This is a genomic window from Rathayibacter sp. AY1A5 (assembly GCF_002930875.1).
GTDB lineage: Bacteria > Actinomycetota > Actinomycetes > Actinomycetales > Microbacteriaceae > Rathayibacter.
In genome coordinates, this window is sequence record NZ_PSTM01000037.1 from 1 (window position 1) to 16,179 (window position 16,179).

Consider the following 16,179-nt stretch of genomic DNA (forward strand, 5'->3'; position numbering starts at 1 on the left):
GCCCTCGACGCCGCCGCCACCGCCGCCCCCGCCCTCGACGCCGCCGCGATCATGGCCCGCTGCGACGAGCTCGCCGCGGTCTCCTCCAGCCGCGACGGCATCGAGCGGGTCTACCTCTCGCCCGAGCATGCCCGGGTGAACGCGATGGCCGCGCGCTGGATGACCGAGGCGGGCATGCGCACCTGGCAGGACGCGGCCGGCAACCAGTGCGGCCGCTACGAGGGCGCGACTCCGGGACTCCCGGCGCTCCTGCTCGGCTCGCACCTCGACTCGGTGCCCGACGCGGGCCGCTACGACGGGATCCTCGGCGTGATGCTCGCGATCGCCGTGGTGTCGCGCCTGCAGGGGGCGGGCCGGCGCCTGCCGTTCGCCGTCGAGGTCGTCGCGTTCGGCGACGAGGAGGGCACCCGCTTCGGCACAGCGCTCCTCGGCTCCCGCGCCCTCGCCGGCACCTGGGACGAGCACTGGTGGGAGCTCGAGGACGCCGACGGGACGACGCTCGTCGAGGCGTTCCACGAGTTCGGGCTGGACCCCTCGCGCATCCGCACCGCCGCGCGCGACGCGCAGGACGTTCTCGCCTACCTCGAGGCGCACATCGAGCAGGGCCCCTACCTGGAGGAGGCTGACCGCGCCCTCGCCGTGGTCTCCTCGATAGCGGGCGCCCGCCGCTTCGCACTCACCCTCACCGGCAAGGCCGGGCACGCGGGCGGAGTTCCGCTCGACCGCCGCCGCGACGCGCTCACCGGGGCGGCCGAGGCCGTGCTCGCGGTGGAGCGCATCGCGCGGGAGCAGGGCGTGATCGCCACGGTCGGCCGGCTCGAGACCTTCCCGGGCGCGGTCAACGTCATCCCCGGCCGGGTCGAGTTCAGCCTCGACCTCCGCGCCGAGACCGACGCCCAGCGCGACACGGCGTGGGACGCCATCGAGCACGCGATGTCGGAGTCGGCGTCGCGCCGCCGTCTCGCGCTGACGGTGGAGGAGACCCACTCGGCCCCCGCGGTCGTCGCCTCCTCTCGGCTGCAGGACGTCGTGCGGGCGGGCATCCGCGCGACCGGGGACGCGGAGCCGATGGTGCTGTTCTCCAAGGCCGGCCACGACGCGATGGCGGTCGCCGACCTCGCCGAGTACGCGATGCTCTTCCTCCGCTGCGAGGGCGGCGTCAGCCACCACCCGGACGAGAACGTGACCGAGGCCGACGTCGCGACCGCGCTCGACGCGTTCGAGGCGGCCGTGCTGGCGCTCGCCGACGGGACGCAGACCGCGTGACCCCCGCCCCGGCCCCCTCGACGAGCATCGGTCACCGCATCGATGCCGGCTACGCCGCGCTGTCGCGGCAGGAGCAGCGGGCGGCCGACTTCATCCTCGACCACCTCGGCGACCTGGCCGTCTACACGGCGACCGAGCTCGCCCAGCACAGCGGAGTGTCCAAGGCCACGGTCTCGCGGCTGTTCCGCCGCCTGGGGTTCTCGAACTCGCAGGAGGTGCGCGAGCACGCCCGGGCGCTGCGGTCCTCCGGTGTGCCGGTCGGTCCCGCGCAGGGACAGGGGGATCCGCTCGCCGCGCACCTCGAGAGCGAGCGGGCGAACCTGGCCCGGCTGGCCGCCGCGTTCGGCGACGGGCGGCTGGAGGAGGCGGTGCGGCTGATCGCGGGAGCGCGCGAGGTCGTCGTGATCGGACTGCGCAACAGCTACCCGGTGGCGCTGCACCTGCGCCAGCAGCTCGCGCAGGCGCGCGGACGCGTCCGGATCGCCCCGCAGCCCGGCCAGTCGCTCGGTGAGGAGCTCGAGGGGCTCGGAGCCGAGGACGTCGTGGTGCTGGTCGGCTTCCGCCGCCGCCCCGCCTCCTTCGCCGCCCTGATCGGGACGCTCGCCGCGCGCGAGGTGCCCGTGGTGCTCCTCGCGGATCCGCCCGCCCGGCGCTACGCGGAGCACGCGGCGGTCTGGCTGGAGTGCCCGGTCGACAGCGGCACGGCGCTGGACAGCTACGCGGCGGCGATGAGCGCGGTCGCGCTCGTGGCCTCCGGAGTGCTCGGGGCGTCGCCGAGGGAGTCGCGCGAGCGGATCGCCGGGATCAGCACGGCCTACGCGGAGCTCGCCGAGCTGGAGGACCGGCCGTGAGCGAGGCGGCGGAGCTGATCCGCGCGCACGCCAAGGACCCCGTCGGGCAGGCCGACCCGACTCCGTCCCTCGGCCGTGCCGAGCTGATCACCCCCACCTGCGGCGACCGGATCGAGCTGCGCGTCGACGGCGGCGTCGAGCAGGTGCGCCTCGCCTGGAGCGGGCGGGGGTGCGAGGTCTCACGGGGATCCGCGTCGCTGCTCGTGGACGGTCTCGACGGGCTGCCGGCGCCGGCGGTACGGGAGCGGATCGACGCGTTCCTCGCGGCGATGGCGCACCGGGAGGGTGCACTCGCCGGCGAGGAGCAGGCGCTGCTCGCGGTGGCGGGCAATCCCGTCCGCTCCGTCTGCGCGACCCTGGCCTGGCGGGCGCTGGCCGCCGCCCTCGACGACGCGGGCCTGGCGTGAACCGCTCAGTCCGGCCCGTCGCGGTCGGCTCCCGACCACAGATCGCCGCACTCCACCCCCCGCGCGCCCCTCGCGCGGAGCAGGTCGCGCGCGCCGGAGTCGCCGTGCACGCCCTCGAGGAGCTCCGGCCAGTGGTCCCGTCCCAGCAGCACCGGATGACCGGGCCGACCGCGGAAGACCGCGCGGGCGAGCACGTCCGGCGCGACCGGCGCCTCCGCGAGCAGCCGGGCCCCCACGCTCGGCGGCTCCTCGGGCAGGTCGACCAGGGCGACCAGCGCGGCGACGCCCTCGGCCGCGGCGAGACCCGCGCGGAGCGACGCCGAGAGGCCGCTCTCCCACTCCGCCGCGACGACCACGTCCGCGGACGGGGGCACCAGGAGGCGCGCCCGTCCGCCCTCCGCGCCCAGGACCACGAGCACCCGCCCGCAGCCCACCGCGCGGAGCCTCTCGGCGGCCCGCTCCACCCAGGGAACTCCCGCCGCGTCGCGCCGCAGCGCCTTCGGGCCGCCCGCCCGGCGCCCCGCACCCGCCGCGAGCACCAGCCCGACGAGGTCCCGACTCCCGACCAGATCCATCCGACCATCGTGCCGCAGGCCGAGCCCCTGCTCCGCCGGACGAAGGAGACCGCATGACCGACACCCGATCCGAGACCGCCCGCGACGTGCTGCTCGCGTGCCTCGCCGTCCCCCGCTGGGCCGACGAGGTCGCCTCCGGCGCGCCCTACCCGTCGGCCGACGCGCTCGCCGACGCGGCCGAGCGGGCCGCGCGCACGCTCACCGAGGAGGAGGTGGAGGCGGCGCTGGCCGACCACCCCCGGATCGGCGAGCGGCACGCGGGCGCGGGGCGCTCCTCCGCGTTCTCGGCCGCGGAGCAGGCGGCGAGCCGCACGGGCGACGAGGAGCTGACCCGGCGGCTGCTGGCCGGCAACCGCGCCTACGAGGAGCGGTTCGGGCGCGTGTTCCTCCTCCGCGCGGCCGGCCGCGACCGGGCCGAGGTCGTCGCGGAGCTGGAGCGGAGACTCGGGCTCGACGACGAGACGGAGGCCCGCATCGTCGCGGAGCAGCTGCGGGAGATCACGGTGCTGCGCGTCCGCGGCCTCGACGACGGGCGCCTCGTCCGGGCGGAGGCCGCACGATGAGCGGGCACGCCAGCCGCGTCACCACCCACGTGCTCGACGCCGTCCGCGGCCGCCCCGCGCGCGGGGTCCCGGTGGCTCTCGACGCCCGTGTCGGCTCAGGCTGGGAGCGCCTCGCCGAGGCCCGCACCGACGACGACGGCCGCGTGGCGGCCTTCGGGCCGGAGCGCCTGGCCGCCGGGGTGCACCGGGTCGTCTTCGACACCGGCGCCTGGTTCGCCGCCTCGGGCACCGAGTCGTTCTACCCCGAGGTCGTTGTCGCCTTCCGCCTCGACGACGAGGAGGCGCACTTCCACATCCCGCTCCTGCTCAGCCCCTTCGCCTACTCGACCTACCGGGGCAGCTGATGCAGCTGCAGGACGTCCTCGACGCGCCGCAGCTGCGGCTGCGCGTGCTGGTCGCCGGCGACGGAGCGCTCGCGCGGCCGGTCGACGGCATCTTCACGACCGATCTCCTCGACCCGCGCCGCTACATCTCGCGCGACCAGCTGGTGCTGACCGGTCTGGTCTGGCGTCGGGACGCCCAGGACAGCGCGGCCTTCGTCGCCGCGGTCGCGGACTCGGGTGCCAGCGCTCTGCTCGCCGGCGAGGGGCTGCTGGGCTTCGTGCCGGACGACCTCGTCGTCGCCTGCCGCGAGCACGACGTCCCGCTGATCGCCGTGCCGGCCGATGTGTCGTTCGGCGCGATCACGGCGCACCTGTCGAACGCCCTCGCCGGCGACCGCGTGGCCCGGCTGACGGCCGCCCTCGCCCGCCAGCGGGAACTGCTGACGGAGGTCTACCGGGGGCAGCAGCTCGACGAGCTCGTCACGCGCACCTCGCGCGAGCTCGGACTCCCCGTGTCGGTGCTGACCGCCACCGGTCGGACCGCGGCCTCCGCCTCGCCCCTGGGGCTGGGGGAGATCGAGCGGGTCGTGCACGCGGCGCTCACGGCCCGGCGCAGCCCGGTCGTGGTCGCTGACGCCCGCGGCGGCGCCCTGTCGGTCCTCACCGTCGCCGGAGCGGGCGAGCACCGCGCCACCTCCTGGCTGGTCGTCGTCGGGGGCGACTGGAACGACTGGCCCGCCGCAGTACTCGACGCCGTGACGGAGCTCGCCGGAGTCGTGGGGGTCTACCGGCTGCAGCGGGAGGCGGCGCTCTCGGCCGACTCCGCTCTCGCCGACCGCCTGCTCGAGCTCGTGGAGGAGGACAGCGAGCAGCCCGAGGCCGCGGTGTACCTGCGGCAGCTCGGACTCGGCGGCGCCGGGCGGTGCGCCGTGGTCGCCGCCGAGTTCGAGGGCGACGCGCCCCCGGACCTGGCGCGCCGTGTCCTGGTCGACGCCGCCGCGCACCTGGGCCGCGCCGTGGTCGGACGCGACGCCCAGGGCTGCGCGGTGGCGGTGCTGCCCACCGAGGCGACCGATGCGATCCCCACCGGCGCGGATCCGCTCGCCGTCGTCACCTCGGCGCTGCGACGAGCGGGAGCCGCGTGGCCGGGCGCCGTGCTGCGCGTCGGGACGAGCGCCGCGACTCCGCTGCCCGCGCTCGGCGGCGCCCTCCGCTCGGCACGCTACGGGATGCTGCTGCCGGGCACTCCTGGCGACGACGCTCCGGTGCGGGTCAGCGACTCCGGGGAGGTCACCTCCGCCGTGCAGCTGCTGAGCGCGGTCCCCGACCACCTGCGCTCGGTGTTCGTCGAGCTGGTGCTCGGGCGGCTCGTCGAGCACGACGCGCGCTACGGCTCGCAGCTGGTCGCCACGCTCGCGGCGTTCCTCGACTGCGGCGGCTCGTGGGTGCGCACGGCGGAGCAGACGCACCTGCACCTGAACACGGTGCGGTACCGCATCGCGAGGGTGGAGGAGCTGACGCAGCGCGACCTGTCGGACACCGCGGACCGCGCCGACCTGTTCCTGGCGCTGCGCCTGCGCTGACGGCCGGGTGCGCGCGGTCCGCACCGCGCTTCCCGGGCCGGCCCCGTCACTCCGGAGGCGCGATCCGCCTGCCCCGGACGTGCACCGCGGCGATCGCCGGCTCGCGCAGGGTCATCAGCAGGGCGAAGAGCAGCTGGGCCGTCGCCTCCTCCTCGTCGTCCGCGCGGATCCCGTGGGCGAGGACGTCGGCGAGCGGCTCCCACCGGTCGGGCTCGATGCGGAGGAAGTCCGCGTCCTTCCCGGGGTCGAGGCTGCCGAACCGGTCCTCCTGGTCGAGCGCCCGCGCGCCGGCGAGCGTCGCCGTGAACAGGAGCTCGGCCGGATGCAGGGCGACGGCCGCGTCGCCGGGCTCCGAGAGGTGCACCTTGAAGGCGTCGTTCGCCACTCGCGCCAGCAGCCACTCGTCGCCCGCGCCCACGTCCGAACCGAGGGCGACGGTGACCCCCGAGGCGACGGTCCGGCGCCAGGGCATGGTGCCGGAGCCGAGGAACTGCTGCGAGGTCGGGCAGTGGGCGATCGAGGTGCCGGTCTCCTCCATCCGGTGCAGCTCCGCGTCCTGGCAGTGCACGGCGTGGGCGAGGATCGTGCGCGGCCCGAGGAGCGAGGAGCCGCCGCGCGCGGAGCCGGGGAGGAAGAGCCCGTCGTAGGTGTCGAGGTAGCTGCGGGTGCCGTACGAGCCGAGCACGGCGGCGATCTCGCCGTCGCCGGGCCGGTCGTTCTCGTTGAGGTGGCTGTGCACGTAGACGCCGCGTCCGCGGACGTCGTCGTAGAGGTCGCCGAGCGCTCCGAGGGTCCGGGGAGTGACGGACAGCGAGAACCGCGGGACGAGCGCGACCTGCAGGAGCGGGTCCCTCCCGTGCCAGCGGTCGATCTCCTCCGACGCGAGCGTCAGCGCCTCCTCCTCGGAGGTGATCAGGGGAGCCGCCGAGGCCGGGCCCGTGGTCTGGATGCCGCGCCCCGACACGATCCGCAGCCCCGCCTCGCGGCTGCGCTCGAAGAGGGCGTCCTGCGCGGCCGGGAACGCGGAGCCGAAGACCATCGCGGCGGTCGTGCCCGCGGCCACCCGCCGCCGGGTGAAGGCGCGCGCGACGACGTCGGCGAACTCCGGGTCGGCGAGCCGCGCCTCCGAGGGGAACACCGTCCGGTCGAGCCACTCGAGCAGCTGGCCGCCGCCGAAGCCGTCGGTCGAGAACGTCTGGGGGAAGTGCACGTGCGCGTCGACGAAGCCGGGCAGCAGGACCGACGCGGCGTCGCCGGAGACCGGCAGGAGAGCGAAGCGGTCCGGCAGCTCGCGGTACGGACCGACCCAGGCGATCGTGCCGTCCTCGTCCACGGCGAGAGCGCCGTCCGGGATCGACACCAGCGACTCCCGCGCGGTCGCGAGCGTCGCACCCCCGGCGACGTGCAGCACGTGCCCCCGGTGGACGCCCCCGGCGCCGGTCACACCAGGCCCGTGTAGGCGGTCCAGGCGGATCCCGCGGGCGGCGCGTCGTCGCGGGTGACGCTCGCCTGGATCAGCCCGTAGGGGCGGTCGGCGGCGTGGAAGACCTCGTTGTCGTTCTCGACGCCGAAGGGCGAGAGGTCGTAGACGAAGTGGTGCTTGTTCGGCGCGGAGAGACGGATCTCGACGATCTGCGGGTACTCCTCCAGGACCGCCTTCCCCATCTCGAAGAGCGTCTGCTGGAGGGCGAGGGAGTGCACGGTCGCGAAGCGGCTCGTCATGAGCGCCTTGACGCCCGCGTAGACCGCCTCCCAGTCCATTGCCGCGATCTCGTCCTCGCTCAGGGCGAAGCGCCACTTCGCGACCAGCGAGGTCGCCATCACCCGGTCGTGCGTCGGCTGGAGGACCGTGTACGGGTCGGTGAGGAAGCTGTGGAACTCGCTCCCCGTGGACTTCAGGATCGTGAGGTCCTTGAAGCCGCCGGTGATCCAGATCCGCCGCTCGTCACCCGAGCCCTCGACCGTGACCGACGCGATCCGCGTCTCCTGGCCCTTCCGGACCCAGGTGTGGTCGTGCTCGCGCCCGTCCACCAGCACGCGCTCCCAGGCGAACTCCTCGATCTCGATGCGGGCGCCGTGGACGGGCTCGTAGCCGTCGACGAAGTGGCGGGCCAGCTCGAGGCCGTAGGGCTCGATCGAGCGCAGGCCCTTCTCCTTGGCGAAGGCGTACGCCGTCTGCTTCTGCGTGTCCGTGGGCAGGACGGCCGACTGGTCGCCCTCTCGGTGCGCGGCCTCGAAGTCGCCGCGGAGGGCCGTGGAGATGTTGACGTCGTGGATCTCGTGCCGCGGGGTCTCGCGGTAGATCCGCACGACGCGGTTCTCGGCCTTCCCGTACTGGTGGTCCCCGAGGATGATCGACATGTCCGCTCCTGTCCGTTCCGTGCGGCCGGGCCCGGTCACGCGGTGGTGACCGTCCTGCTCGCGGCTCCTGCGAGCCCGTCTGCCAGCCTCGCGCCTGCCGGGGGCTCCGCGCACTGGCGGAGCATCCCGAGGAGCCGCCGCCGGGACTCCGAGTCTTGTGCGATCCGCCCGCTCCGCGGCTCCGACCCGCCTCCGTTCACACGCTCGAAACCTGCCGATGACACGGCGGCGCTCGGCGTGAGCGGTCGAGCTCCCCGAGGTGTCGTCAGGGAGGCGGGGGATCGGCGGGTCGAGGTCAGGGGCGGGTGAGGAGGCGCCCGGCGGGCGGGACCGTCGCGGCGGTGACGCGGCGGCCGCCCACCCAGGTGGCGGCGACGGCGCCGCGGAGGACGCGGCCCTCGTAGGCCGAGACGGGGTTCCGGTGCGAGAGGGCGTCGGCGTCCACGCGCCACTGCGCCTCCGGGTCGAACGCGACCAGGTCGGCGTCGGACCCCGCGTGCAGCAGGCCCTTCTGGCCGAGCCCGGCGAACGCGGCGGTCGCCGTGGACATCCAGGCGACGACCTGCTCGAGCGGGATGCCCCGCTCGCGGGCCCCGGTCCAGACCGCGCGGAAGCTCAGCTCGAGTCCCGAGATCCCGCCCCAGGCGACGCCGAAGTCGCCGCCGGCGGGGAGCTTCAGCTCGGCGGTGGCGGGGGAGTGGTCCGAGGCGATGATGTCGATCGTCCCGTCGAGCAGCCCCTTCCAGAGCAGCTCGCGGTTGCGCTCGTCGCGGATCGGCGGGCAGCACTTGAACTGTGTGCCGCCGTCGGGGATCGAGCCGGCGTCGAAGGTGAGGTAGTGCGGGCAGGTCTCGGCTGTGATCGGCAGCCCCTCGGCCTTGGCCTCGCGCAGGAGCGGCAGCGCGTCGGCGGAGGAGAGGTGCAGGATGTGCGCGCGGCAGCCGGTCTCGCGGACGGCCTCGATCACGTGCAGGATCGCGCCGCGCTCGGAGGCGGGCGGGCGGGAGTCGACGAACGCGCCGTAGGAGGCGCCGGGCTCCAGCGCGCTCGCCTCCAGCTCGGCCGGGTCCTCGGCGTGCACGATCAGCAGTCCGTCGAAGGCGGCGATCTCGCGCATCGCCTCGACGAGCTGCTCCCGGCTCAGGTGCGGGAACTCGTCCACGCCGCTCGGCGAGAGGAAGCACTTGAAGCCGAAGACGCCCGCGTCGTGGAGCTCGCGCAGCGTGCCGAGGTTCGAGGGGATCGCCCCGCCCCAGAAGCCGACGTCCACCTGCGCCTGCGGCCCGGCGGCCGCGCGCTTGGCCTCGAGCCCCGCCACCGTGGTGGTCGGCGGGATCGAGTTCAGCGGCATGTCGATGATCGTGGTGACGCCCCCGGCGGCGGCGGCGCGGGTGGCGGAGGCGAAGCCCTCCCACTCCGTGCGGCCCGGCTCGTTGACGTGCACGTGGGTGTCGACGATCCCCGGGATCAGGACCTGGCCCTCGGGGAGGACGATCTCCTCCGTGGTCCGCCAGGGGGCGTCCCGCTCGCCGACCGCGACGATCAGGCCCTCGGCGATCGCGATGCTGGCCGGACGCCGGCCGTTCTCGGTCAGCACGTCGGAGGCGCGGATCACGAGGTCGAGGAAGGGAGCGTCGTCAGGCATGGATCGACCCTATACTCGGCATGTTTCCTGCGTGTGAGCGCCCGTCGGCGGCTCCGCCCGGCCTCCCCGCAGCCCCGGCGCCGTCGCCTCCCGTCCGAGAAGAGGAGGCCGTCGTGCTCGACATCGCCGCCCCCCTGCTCGAGCGCGTCGAGGGGGGCGGGAGCGTCGCGGTCGTCACGGTCACGCACGTCTTCGGCTCGGCTCCCCGCGCTCTCGGCTCCTCGATGGCGGTGGACGCGGAGGGGCGGGCGATCGGCTCGATCTCCGGCGGCTGCGTCGAGGCGCAGGCGTACGCGCTGGCCCAGGAGGTGCTCGGCACCTCGGGCAGCGCGTCCGAGCACTTCGGCTTCGACGACGAGGCGGCCTTCGCCGCCGGCCTGTCCTGCGGGGGGCAGCTGCGCGTGTTCGGCCAGGTCGTCGACTCCGGCTCCACCGCGGTCCTCGCCGAGCTGCGCGCCGCCCGCGCCGGCCGCTCGGCCGCGCTGGCGATCGTCGTCGGCGGCCCGGAGGAGCTGATCGGCCTCGTGCTCACCGGAGCGACGCGCCTCCAGGACGTCGTCGGCCCGCACCTGGACGAGGACACCGCCCGCCGCATCCTCGCCGAGCGCGAGGCGCGCCTGGCCTCCGGCCGCTCGGCCACGGTCGAGACCGCCTGCCGAGGTGCCGAGCTCGAGATCGCCTACGTCGTGCACGCCGAGCGGCCGCGCCTGCTGATCTACGGCGCCGTCGACTTCTCCGCCGCGCTCTGCTCCGCCGGCGCCCTGCTCGGCTACCGCGTGACCGTCTGCGACGCGCGTCCGGTGTTCGCGACCGCCGAGCGCTTCCCCGGCGCCGACGAGGTCCTCGTCGAGTGGCCGTCCGACCACCTCGCCCGCGCCGAGGTCGACTCGCGCACCGTGATCGCGGTGCTCACGCACGACGAGAAGTTCGACATCCCGCTGCTCGAGACCGCGCTCGCGCTCCCGGTCGCCTACGTCGGCGCGATGGGGTCGCGGCGCACCCATGAGCGGCGGCTGCGGCTGCTGCGCGAGGCGGGAGTGACGGAGGAGACGCTCGCCCGCCTGCACTCGCCGATCGGCCTGGACATCGGCGCGTCGACGCCGGAGGAGACGGCCGTGTCGATCCTCGCGGAGGTCCTCGCCGCGCGCACAGGGACGTCCGGGGAGCCGCTCGCGGGGCGCTCGGGCCCGATCCACGCGGCGCGCTGAGCCGCACGTCCTCCCCTGACCGCGCGCCGTCGTGATCGCGCCGGCCTGATCGCACTCCGGCGGGAAACGGCCGCGAAACACCGCGCTGCCATGCTCGGGGCATGCAGCGCCACGTCCTCACCGGAGCCCACGTCGCCACCGTCGACGCGCACGGGACCGAGCACCCCGTCGGCCACGTCGTCGTCGACGACTCCCGCATCGTCGCCGTCGGAGCCGGCGACCCTCCGGCGTGGGCCCTCGACGGACGGTCCCCGACGGGCCTGCCGGCGCAGGAGGCGATCGCGCTCACGCGGGTCGACGGCCGCGGCCACCTGCTCACTCCCGGGCTCGTCAACACGCACCACCACCTCTACCAGTGGCTCACCCGCGGCTGGGCGCAGGACTCGATCCTCTTCGACTGGCTCGTCGCGCTCTACCCCGCCTGGTCCCGCATCGACGCCGACCTGACCCGCTCCGCCGCCCTCGGCGCGATGGGCGTCCTCGCCCGGTCCGGCTGCAGCACCGTCGCCGACCACCACTACGTCTTCCCGCGGGGCTCCGGCGACATCGTCGGCGGCATCGTCGACGCGGCCGGCACCCTCGGCCTCCGGCTGCACGCGACCCGCGGGTCGATGGACCTCGGCGAGTCCCGGGGCGGCCTCCCGCCGGACTTCGCCGTCGAGACCACGGCGGCCGCGCTCCAGGCCAGCGGAGAGGCGGTCCAGCGGTACCACGACGCCTCCGCCGACGCGATGGTGCGGGTCGCGATCGCCCCGTGCTCGCCGTTCTCGGTGACCACCGACCTGCTGCGAGAGTCGGCCGTCCTCGCCCGTCAGCTCGGGGTCCGGCTGCACACCCACGGCTCCGAGACCGTGGAGGAGGACGCCTACACGCGGGAGGCGTTCGGCCTCTCGCCCACCGACCACCTGGAGTCGCTCGGCTGGCTCGGCGACGACGTCTGGATGGCGCACTGCGTCCACCTCGACGCCGACGCGATCGCGAAGTTCGCGGCCACGGGCACCGGAGTCGCGCACTGCCCGTCCTCGAACGGCCGGCTCGCGGCGGGCATCGCGCCGATCCCGCAGCTGCTGGCTGCGGGAGCCCCGGTCGGCCTCGGCGTGGACGGCGCGGCGTCGAACGAGTCCGGTCAGCTCGGCTCCGAGATCCGCGCCGCGGTGCTGATGAACCGCCTGCGCGCCGGCGCCGACCGGATGAGCGCCCGGCAGGCGCTCTCGGTCGCCACCATCGGCGGGGCCCGGGTGCTCGGCCGGCAGGACGAGATCGGCTCGATCGAGGTCGGCAAGCTCGCCGACCTCGCGGTCTGGCGGATCGACGGGATCGAGCACGCGGGCATCGCGGACCCGGTCGCGGCGCTCGCACTCGGAGCGCAGCCCCCGCTGAGCCTGCTCCTGGTGCAGGGTCGCCCGACGGTGTGGGAGGGACGGCTGGTGAACGCGGACGAGGACGCGATCGCCCGCGAGGTCGCCCGGGCGAGCACGGAGCTGGCGTCGCGCGTCTGAGCTGCGGCAGCCGATCGGCGCTCAGCCCGTCGTCGTTCAACCGGGCGGCGCCTCCGCCTCGACGGACGCGACCGGGGCGGCGTCCGGGTGCAGGAGCCGCCAGATCCGGTCGCGGGAGAGCGGCAGCTCGGTCGGCCGCACGCCGATCGCGTCGCGGACGGCGTTGGCGAGTGCGGGGGCGACCGGGTTGTAGGGCGCCTCGCTCATCGACTTCGCGCCGAACGGCCCGAGCTCGTCGGCGGTGTCCGCGAAGAGCACCTCGGTCTCGGGCACGTCCGCCATCTGCGGGATGTGGTAGTTCCGGAGGATCGCCGTGGTCACGGTGCCCTCGCCGTCGAGGATCACCTCCTCGTACAGCGCCGAGCCGATCGCCTGCGCCACTCCGCCCTCGACCTGCCCGCGGCACTGCGCCGGGTTGATCACGAAGCCGGCGTCGGCCGCCTGGACCGACTGCAGGATCCGCACCTCGCCCGTCGGCTCGTGCACCGCGACGCGGAAGCCCTGGACGTTGAACGCGAGCGAGCGCTGAGCGCCGTCCTCGCTCCCGGTCGCGGTGACCGGTCCGCCGGCCGCACGGACCAGATCGGCGAACGCGACCCGGGTGCCGTCCGGAGCGAGCAGGCCCTCGTCGTCGGGCTCGAAGGTCTCGTCGTGCCCGGTCAGCCGCTTGGCGAGCGCCTGCAGCTCGGCGAGGAGGCGCGTCGCGGCCGAGTGGACGGCCTTGCCCGCGACCACCGTGCCGGCGCTGCCGAACGCTCCGGTGTCGTAGCGGGCCGCGTCCGTGTCGGACTGGTGGATCCGCACCCGGTCGGCCGAGGCGCGGAAGGCGCTCGCGACCAGCTGCGTGTGCACGGTGGTCGTCCCGTTGCCGAACTCGGCCGTGCCGACGCCGATGGTCAGCACTCCCTCGGCGTCGACGGTGACGGTCGCCTCCGAGAAGTGGCCCCGCGGTGGGATGGTGGCGATCATCGCCAGTGCCGTGCCCTGCCCTGTCCGCCACCCCGGTCCGTCGGGGGCGGGGGAGCCGCCGCCGCCGGCCAGTGCCGCCTCGGTGAGGTCGAGGCACTGGTCGAGCCCGTAGGAGGCGAAGCCGATGTCGTCGCCCTCGACGTGCGTGACCACCAGCGGCTCGCCCGGGCGCACCGCGTTGATCCGCCGCAGCTCGAACGGGTCGATCCCGAGCTCGCGGGCGAGATCGTCCATCGCCGACTCGATGCCGAAGATCACCTGCCCGAGGCCGTAGCCGCGGAACGCCCCCGAGGGGAGGTTGTTCGTGTAGACGGCCTGCGCGTCGACGCGCTTGCTGGGCGCGCTGTAGACGGCGACCGACTCCGAGGTGCCGTGGAACATCACGCCGGGTCCGTGGTTGCCGTAGGCGCCGGTGTCCGAGAGCACGTCCACGGCGAGGGCGGTCAGCCGTCCGTCGCGCCGGGCGCCGAGCGTGACGCCGACCCGCATCGGGTGTCGGCAGGGGGCCATCGTGAACTCATCGCTCCGGGTGAACTCGAACTGCACGGGCCGGCCGGTGGCGAGCACGGCGAGGGCGACGACGTCCTCCGTCAGGATCTCCTGCTTGCCGCCGAAGCCGCCGCCCACCCGTGCCGTGAAGACGCGGACGGTCGACGGATCGCGGTCGAACAGGCGCGCGATCTCGTCGCGCACGAGGAAGGGCACCTGCGTCGAGGTCCGCAGCACCAGCTCTCCGCCCTCGAGCCAGCCGATGGTGCCGTGGGTCTCGAGCGCCGTGTGCGCGACCCGGGAGGTCGAGTACCGGCCCTCGACGACCACGTCGGCCTCCGCGAGTCCGGCGGCCACGTCCCCGTACTCTCCGTGGAGCTCCGCGACGACGTTCGCCTCCGGCCGGGCGATGCGCGAGGCGATCGGATCCTTATCGGCGTGCAGGAGCGGCGCGCCGGCCGAGCGCGCCTCCTCCGGGTCGAAGACGGCGGGCAGCACCTCGTAGTCGACCTCGACGGCGCGGCAGGCCGCCTCCGCCTCGGCCACCGACTCCGCGACCACCACGGCCACGCGCTGCCCGCGGAACCGGACGACGGTGTCGAGCATGCGGGTGTCGTCCGGGTCGTCGAGCCGGGACTCGTGGCGGGCGGTGGAGTAGAGGACGTCCGGGACGTCCTCGGCGGTGAGGACCGCGACGACGCCCCGCATCGCGCGGGCGGCGGTCGTGTCGATCGAGCGGATGCGCGCGTGGGCGTGCGGGCTCTGGACGACCTTCAGGTGCAGCAGGCCGGGGACGGCGACGTCGAGGGTGAACGGCTCGCGGCCCTGGACGATCCGCCGGCCGGCGGGCGCGCCGAGCGAGCGGCCGACCCGGGACTCCTCGGCCGACGGGCGACCGGTGCGGCGGACGGGGGTGAGACCCGACGGCGGGGCCGCGTGCCGTCCGCGGACCGGGGCCTCCGTGCGATCCGCTCCGGACGGCTCGGCCGCGTGCGCGCCGTGCCCGGACGCGCAGGCGCCCGTCACGGCCTCGCGGATGGGGCGGTAGCCCGTGCACCGGCAGAGGTTGCCCTTCATCAGCCGCGGCACGTCCTCGGCGCGGACTCCGTCGAGCGCCGTGGCCGTGACCACCATGCCGGCCGTGCAGAAGCCGCACTGGAACGCGCCGGCCTCGACGAACGCCTCCTGCACCGCGCTCGGCTCCTCGGGCGTGCCGAGGCCGGCCGCTGTCGTCACCTCGCGCCCCTCGACGCGGTGGGCGGGGTAGAGGCAGGAGTGGAACGGCGTCCCGTCGACGAGGACGGAGCAGGCGCCGCAGTCGCCGGCGTCGCACCCCTTCTTCACCTCGAAGTGCTCGTGGTCGCGGAGGAGGGTGCGCAGCACCTGGCCGGGGCGGGGGGAGGCGTCGACCGGCTCCCCGTTGACGGTGAACCTCATCGGGCGCCTCCGGCCAGCTCGGTGCGGATCTCCTCGGCGAGCACGCGGACGACGGCGTGGCGCCAGTCGGCGGCTCCGTGCGGGTCGGTGAACCAGGTCGCGACGCCGTCGACGGCCGCGGCGAGCTCGGCCGAGGAGGGAGCGGCGGCGAAGCGGAGCAGCTCCGGCCGGACGGTCGCCGCGGTGATCGTGAGCACGAACGCGCCGTCGGTGTCGAGGCGGCCGATGACGACGGCGCCGGAGCGTCCGAGAGGGGAGAGCGCCGTCTTGCGGAACGCGGTGCGCGCCCGGAGGGAGGAGAGCGCGATCTCGATCGAGCGGATGACGTCGTCCTGGGCCAGGGAAGTGGTCATGTTGCCGGTCACGAGCTCGGCGACCGGCACGGCGACGTCCGAGCCGTCGGCCCGCCAGACGAAGGCGGTGGCGTCGAGCGCGGCGGCGAGGCTGATCATCGGTCCTGCGGGCAGGGCGTTGGCGATGTTGCCGCCGACAGTGGCGACGTTCCAGATCTTGAAGGAGCCCAGCAGTGCCGTGCAGCACTGGAAGAAGAGCGGGTGGGCTGTGTCGCCCGCGTCGGGCATCGCGGCGAGCTCGCTGAGCGTGCAGGTCGCCGCGATCGAGAGCCCGGCGTCCGTGCGCACGATCGGCTCCCACGCGAATCCCTGCAGGTCGAGGAGCTCGTCGAGGTGGTCGTGGGGGAGAGAGAACACCCAGGAGCCGCCTCCGATGACCGCTGAGCGCGGCCCGCGGCCCGCCAGCTCGGAGCGCTCGCGCACCACCCGGACGCGCTGGATCGTGTTCAGGTCCATGCCGCGCCTCCGTCCCGCGCCCGTCGGGCGTCTCCCCCCAGTGAACCCCACCCGTGTGACGCCCGTGTTTCCCCACCCCGTCCTCCCGCGGCTCCACTCCCCGACGCACGGCGCCGTCGTGACCTTCGCGGGCGTCGTCCGCGACCACGACGAGGGCCGCGGCGTGCTCCGGCTGTCCTACGAGGCGCACCCGG

14 protein-coding genes and 1 pseudogene are annotated in these 16,179 nt (G+C 75.1%); 9 read left to right on the top strand and 6 right to left on the bottom strand.

The annotated features are described in order from the left end of the window. The 3 genes from C5B98_RS16055 to C5B98_RS16065 form a co-directional block, all read left to right on the top strand. The coding region (locus tag C5B98_RS16055) for an allantoate amidohydrolase (protein WP_374953066.1) at positions 1-1,266 on the top strand (1,266 nt) is incomplete at its 5' end. Then, complete coding sequence (locus C5B98_RS16060; protein WP_219812189.1) at positions 1,263-2,117, top strand: MurR/RpiR family transcriptional regulator; 855 nt, start codon at positions 1,263-1,265, stop codon at positions 2,115-2,117. The genes C5B98_RS16055 and C5B98_RS16060, both read left to right, overlap by 4 nt. Further along, positions 2,114-2,524 (top strand): iron-sulfur cluster assembly scaffold protein, encoded by a 411-nt coding sequence (locus C5B98_RS16065; protein ID WP_104226650.1) that lies wholly within the window; start codon positions 2,114-2,116, stop codon positions 2,522-2,524. Before C5B98_RS16060 ends, C5B98_RS16065 begins: the two co-directional genes overlap by 4 nt. Positions 2,525-2,529: 5 nt before the next feature. Here the strand turns inward: C5B98_RS16065 and C5B98_RS16070 are convergent, their stop codons facing one another. Further along, positions 2,530-3,099 carry an NTP transferase domain-containing protein gene (locus C5B98_RS16070; protein ID WP_104226649.1) on the bottom strand — a complete coding sequence of 190 codons (570 nt, stop codon included), beginning with the start codon at positions 3,097-3,099 and terminating at the stop codon, positions 2,530-2,532. A gap of 53 nt (positions 3,100-3,152) precedes the next feature. Here C5B98_RS16070 and uraD point away from each other — a divergent pair, with 53 nt between their 5' ends. The 3 genes from uraD to C5B98_RS16085 are packed head-to-tail and all read left to right on the top strand — an operon-like array spanning position 3,153 to position 5,568. Next, positions 3,153-3,662: a 2-oxo-4-hydroxy-4-carboxy-5-ureidoimidazoline decarboxylase gene (uraD, locus tag C5B98_RS16075; RefSeq protein WP_104234584.1), complete on the top strand. Its 510-nt coding sequence runs from the start codon at positions 3,153-3,155 to the stop codon at positions 3,660-3,662. Next, on the top strand, positions 3,659-4,006 hold the full coding sequence (uraH, locus tag C5B98_RS16080) for a hydroxyisourate hydrolase (protein WP_104223494.1): 348 nt from the start codon (positions 3,659-3,661) through the stop codon (positions 4,004-4,006). Before uraD ends, uraH begins: the two co-directional genes overlap by 4 nt. Further along, entirely contained in the window at positions 4,006-5,568 is a 1,563-nt protein-coding gene (locus tag C5B98_RS16085) for a PucR family transcriptional regulator (RefSeq protein WP_104328097.1), read from the top strand. The genes uraH and C5B98_RS16085 overlap by 1 nt, the downstream gene beginning before the upstream one ends. A 46-nt stretch (positions 5,569-5,614) precedes the next feature. Here C5B98_RS16085 and C5B98_RS16090 read toward each other — a convergent pair whose 3' ends face one another. The 3 genes from C5B98_RS16090 to allB form a co-directional block, all read right to left on the bottom strand. After that, positions 5,615-7,012 (bottom strand): amidohydrolase family protein, encoded by a 1,398-nt coding sequence (locus C5B98_RS16090; RefSeq protein ID WP_104328098.1) that lies wholly within the window; start codon positions 7,010-7,012, stop codon positions 5,615-5,617. Next, on the bottom strand, positions 7,009-7,929 hold the full coding sequence (pucL, locus tag C5B98_RS16095) for a factor-independent urate hydroxylase (RefSeq protein ID WP_104328099.1): 921 nt from the start codon (positions 7,927-7,929) through the stop codon (positions 7,009-7,011). The genes C5B98_RS16090 and pucL overlap by 4 nt, the downstream gene beginning before the upstream one ends. A gap of 295 nt (positions 7,930-8,224) precedes the next feature. Then, positions 8,225-9,574: an allantoinase AllB gene (allB, locus tag C5B98_RS16100; protein ID WP_104328100.1), complete on the bottom strand. Its 1,350-nt coding sequence runs from the start codon at positions 9,572-9,574 to the stop codon at positions 8,225-8,227. A gap of 113 nt (positions 9,575-9,687) precedes the next feature. On the opposite strand from allB, the gene C5B98_RS16105 reads away from it, so the two are divergent. After that, on the top strand, positions 9,688-10,782 hold the full coding sequence (locus C5B98_RS16105) for an XdhC family protein (RefSeq protein ID WP_219814452.1): 1,095 nt from the start codon (positions 9,688-9,690) through the stop codon (positions 10,780-10,782). A 101-nt stretch (positions 10,783-10,883) separates the two neighbouring features. After that, positions 10,884-12,281: an 8-oxoguanine deaminase gene (locus C5B98_RS16110; protein WP_104328102.1), complete on the top strand. Its 1,398-nt coding sequence runs from the start codon at positions 10,884-10,886 to the stop codon at positions 12,279-12,281. A gap of 36 nt (positions 12,282-12,317) precedes the next feature. Here C5B98_RS16110 and C5B98_RS16115 read toward each other — a convergent pair whose 3' ends face one another. Both C5B98_RS16115 and C5B98_RS16120 read right to left on the bottom strand, forming a co-directional pair. After that, positions 12,318-15,176 (bottom strand): molybdopterin cofactor-binding domain-containing protein, encoded by a 2,859-nt coding sequence (locus C5B98_RS16115; RefSeq protein ID WP_104328103.1) that lies wholly within the window; start codon positions 15,174-15,176, stop codon positions 12,318-12,320. After that, the gene (locus C5B98_RS16120) at positions 15,173-15,985 is read right to left on the bottom strand and encodes an FAD binding domain-containing protein (protein WP_104328104.1); all 813 of its coding nucleotides are present in this window, start codon (positions 15,983-15,985) and stop codon (positions 15,173-15,175) included. Before C5B98_RS16120 ends, C5B98_RS16115 begins: the two co-directional genes overlap by 4 nt. Before the next feature lie 103 nt (positions 15,986-16,088). Between C5B98_RS16120 and C5B98_RS16125 the strand changes: the two are divergent. After that, positions 16,089-16,179 (top strand): annotated as a pseudogene (locus tag C5B98_RS16125) (molybdenum cofactor biosynthesis protein MoaE); the annotation flags it as partial.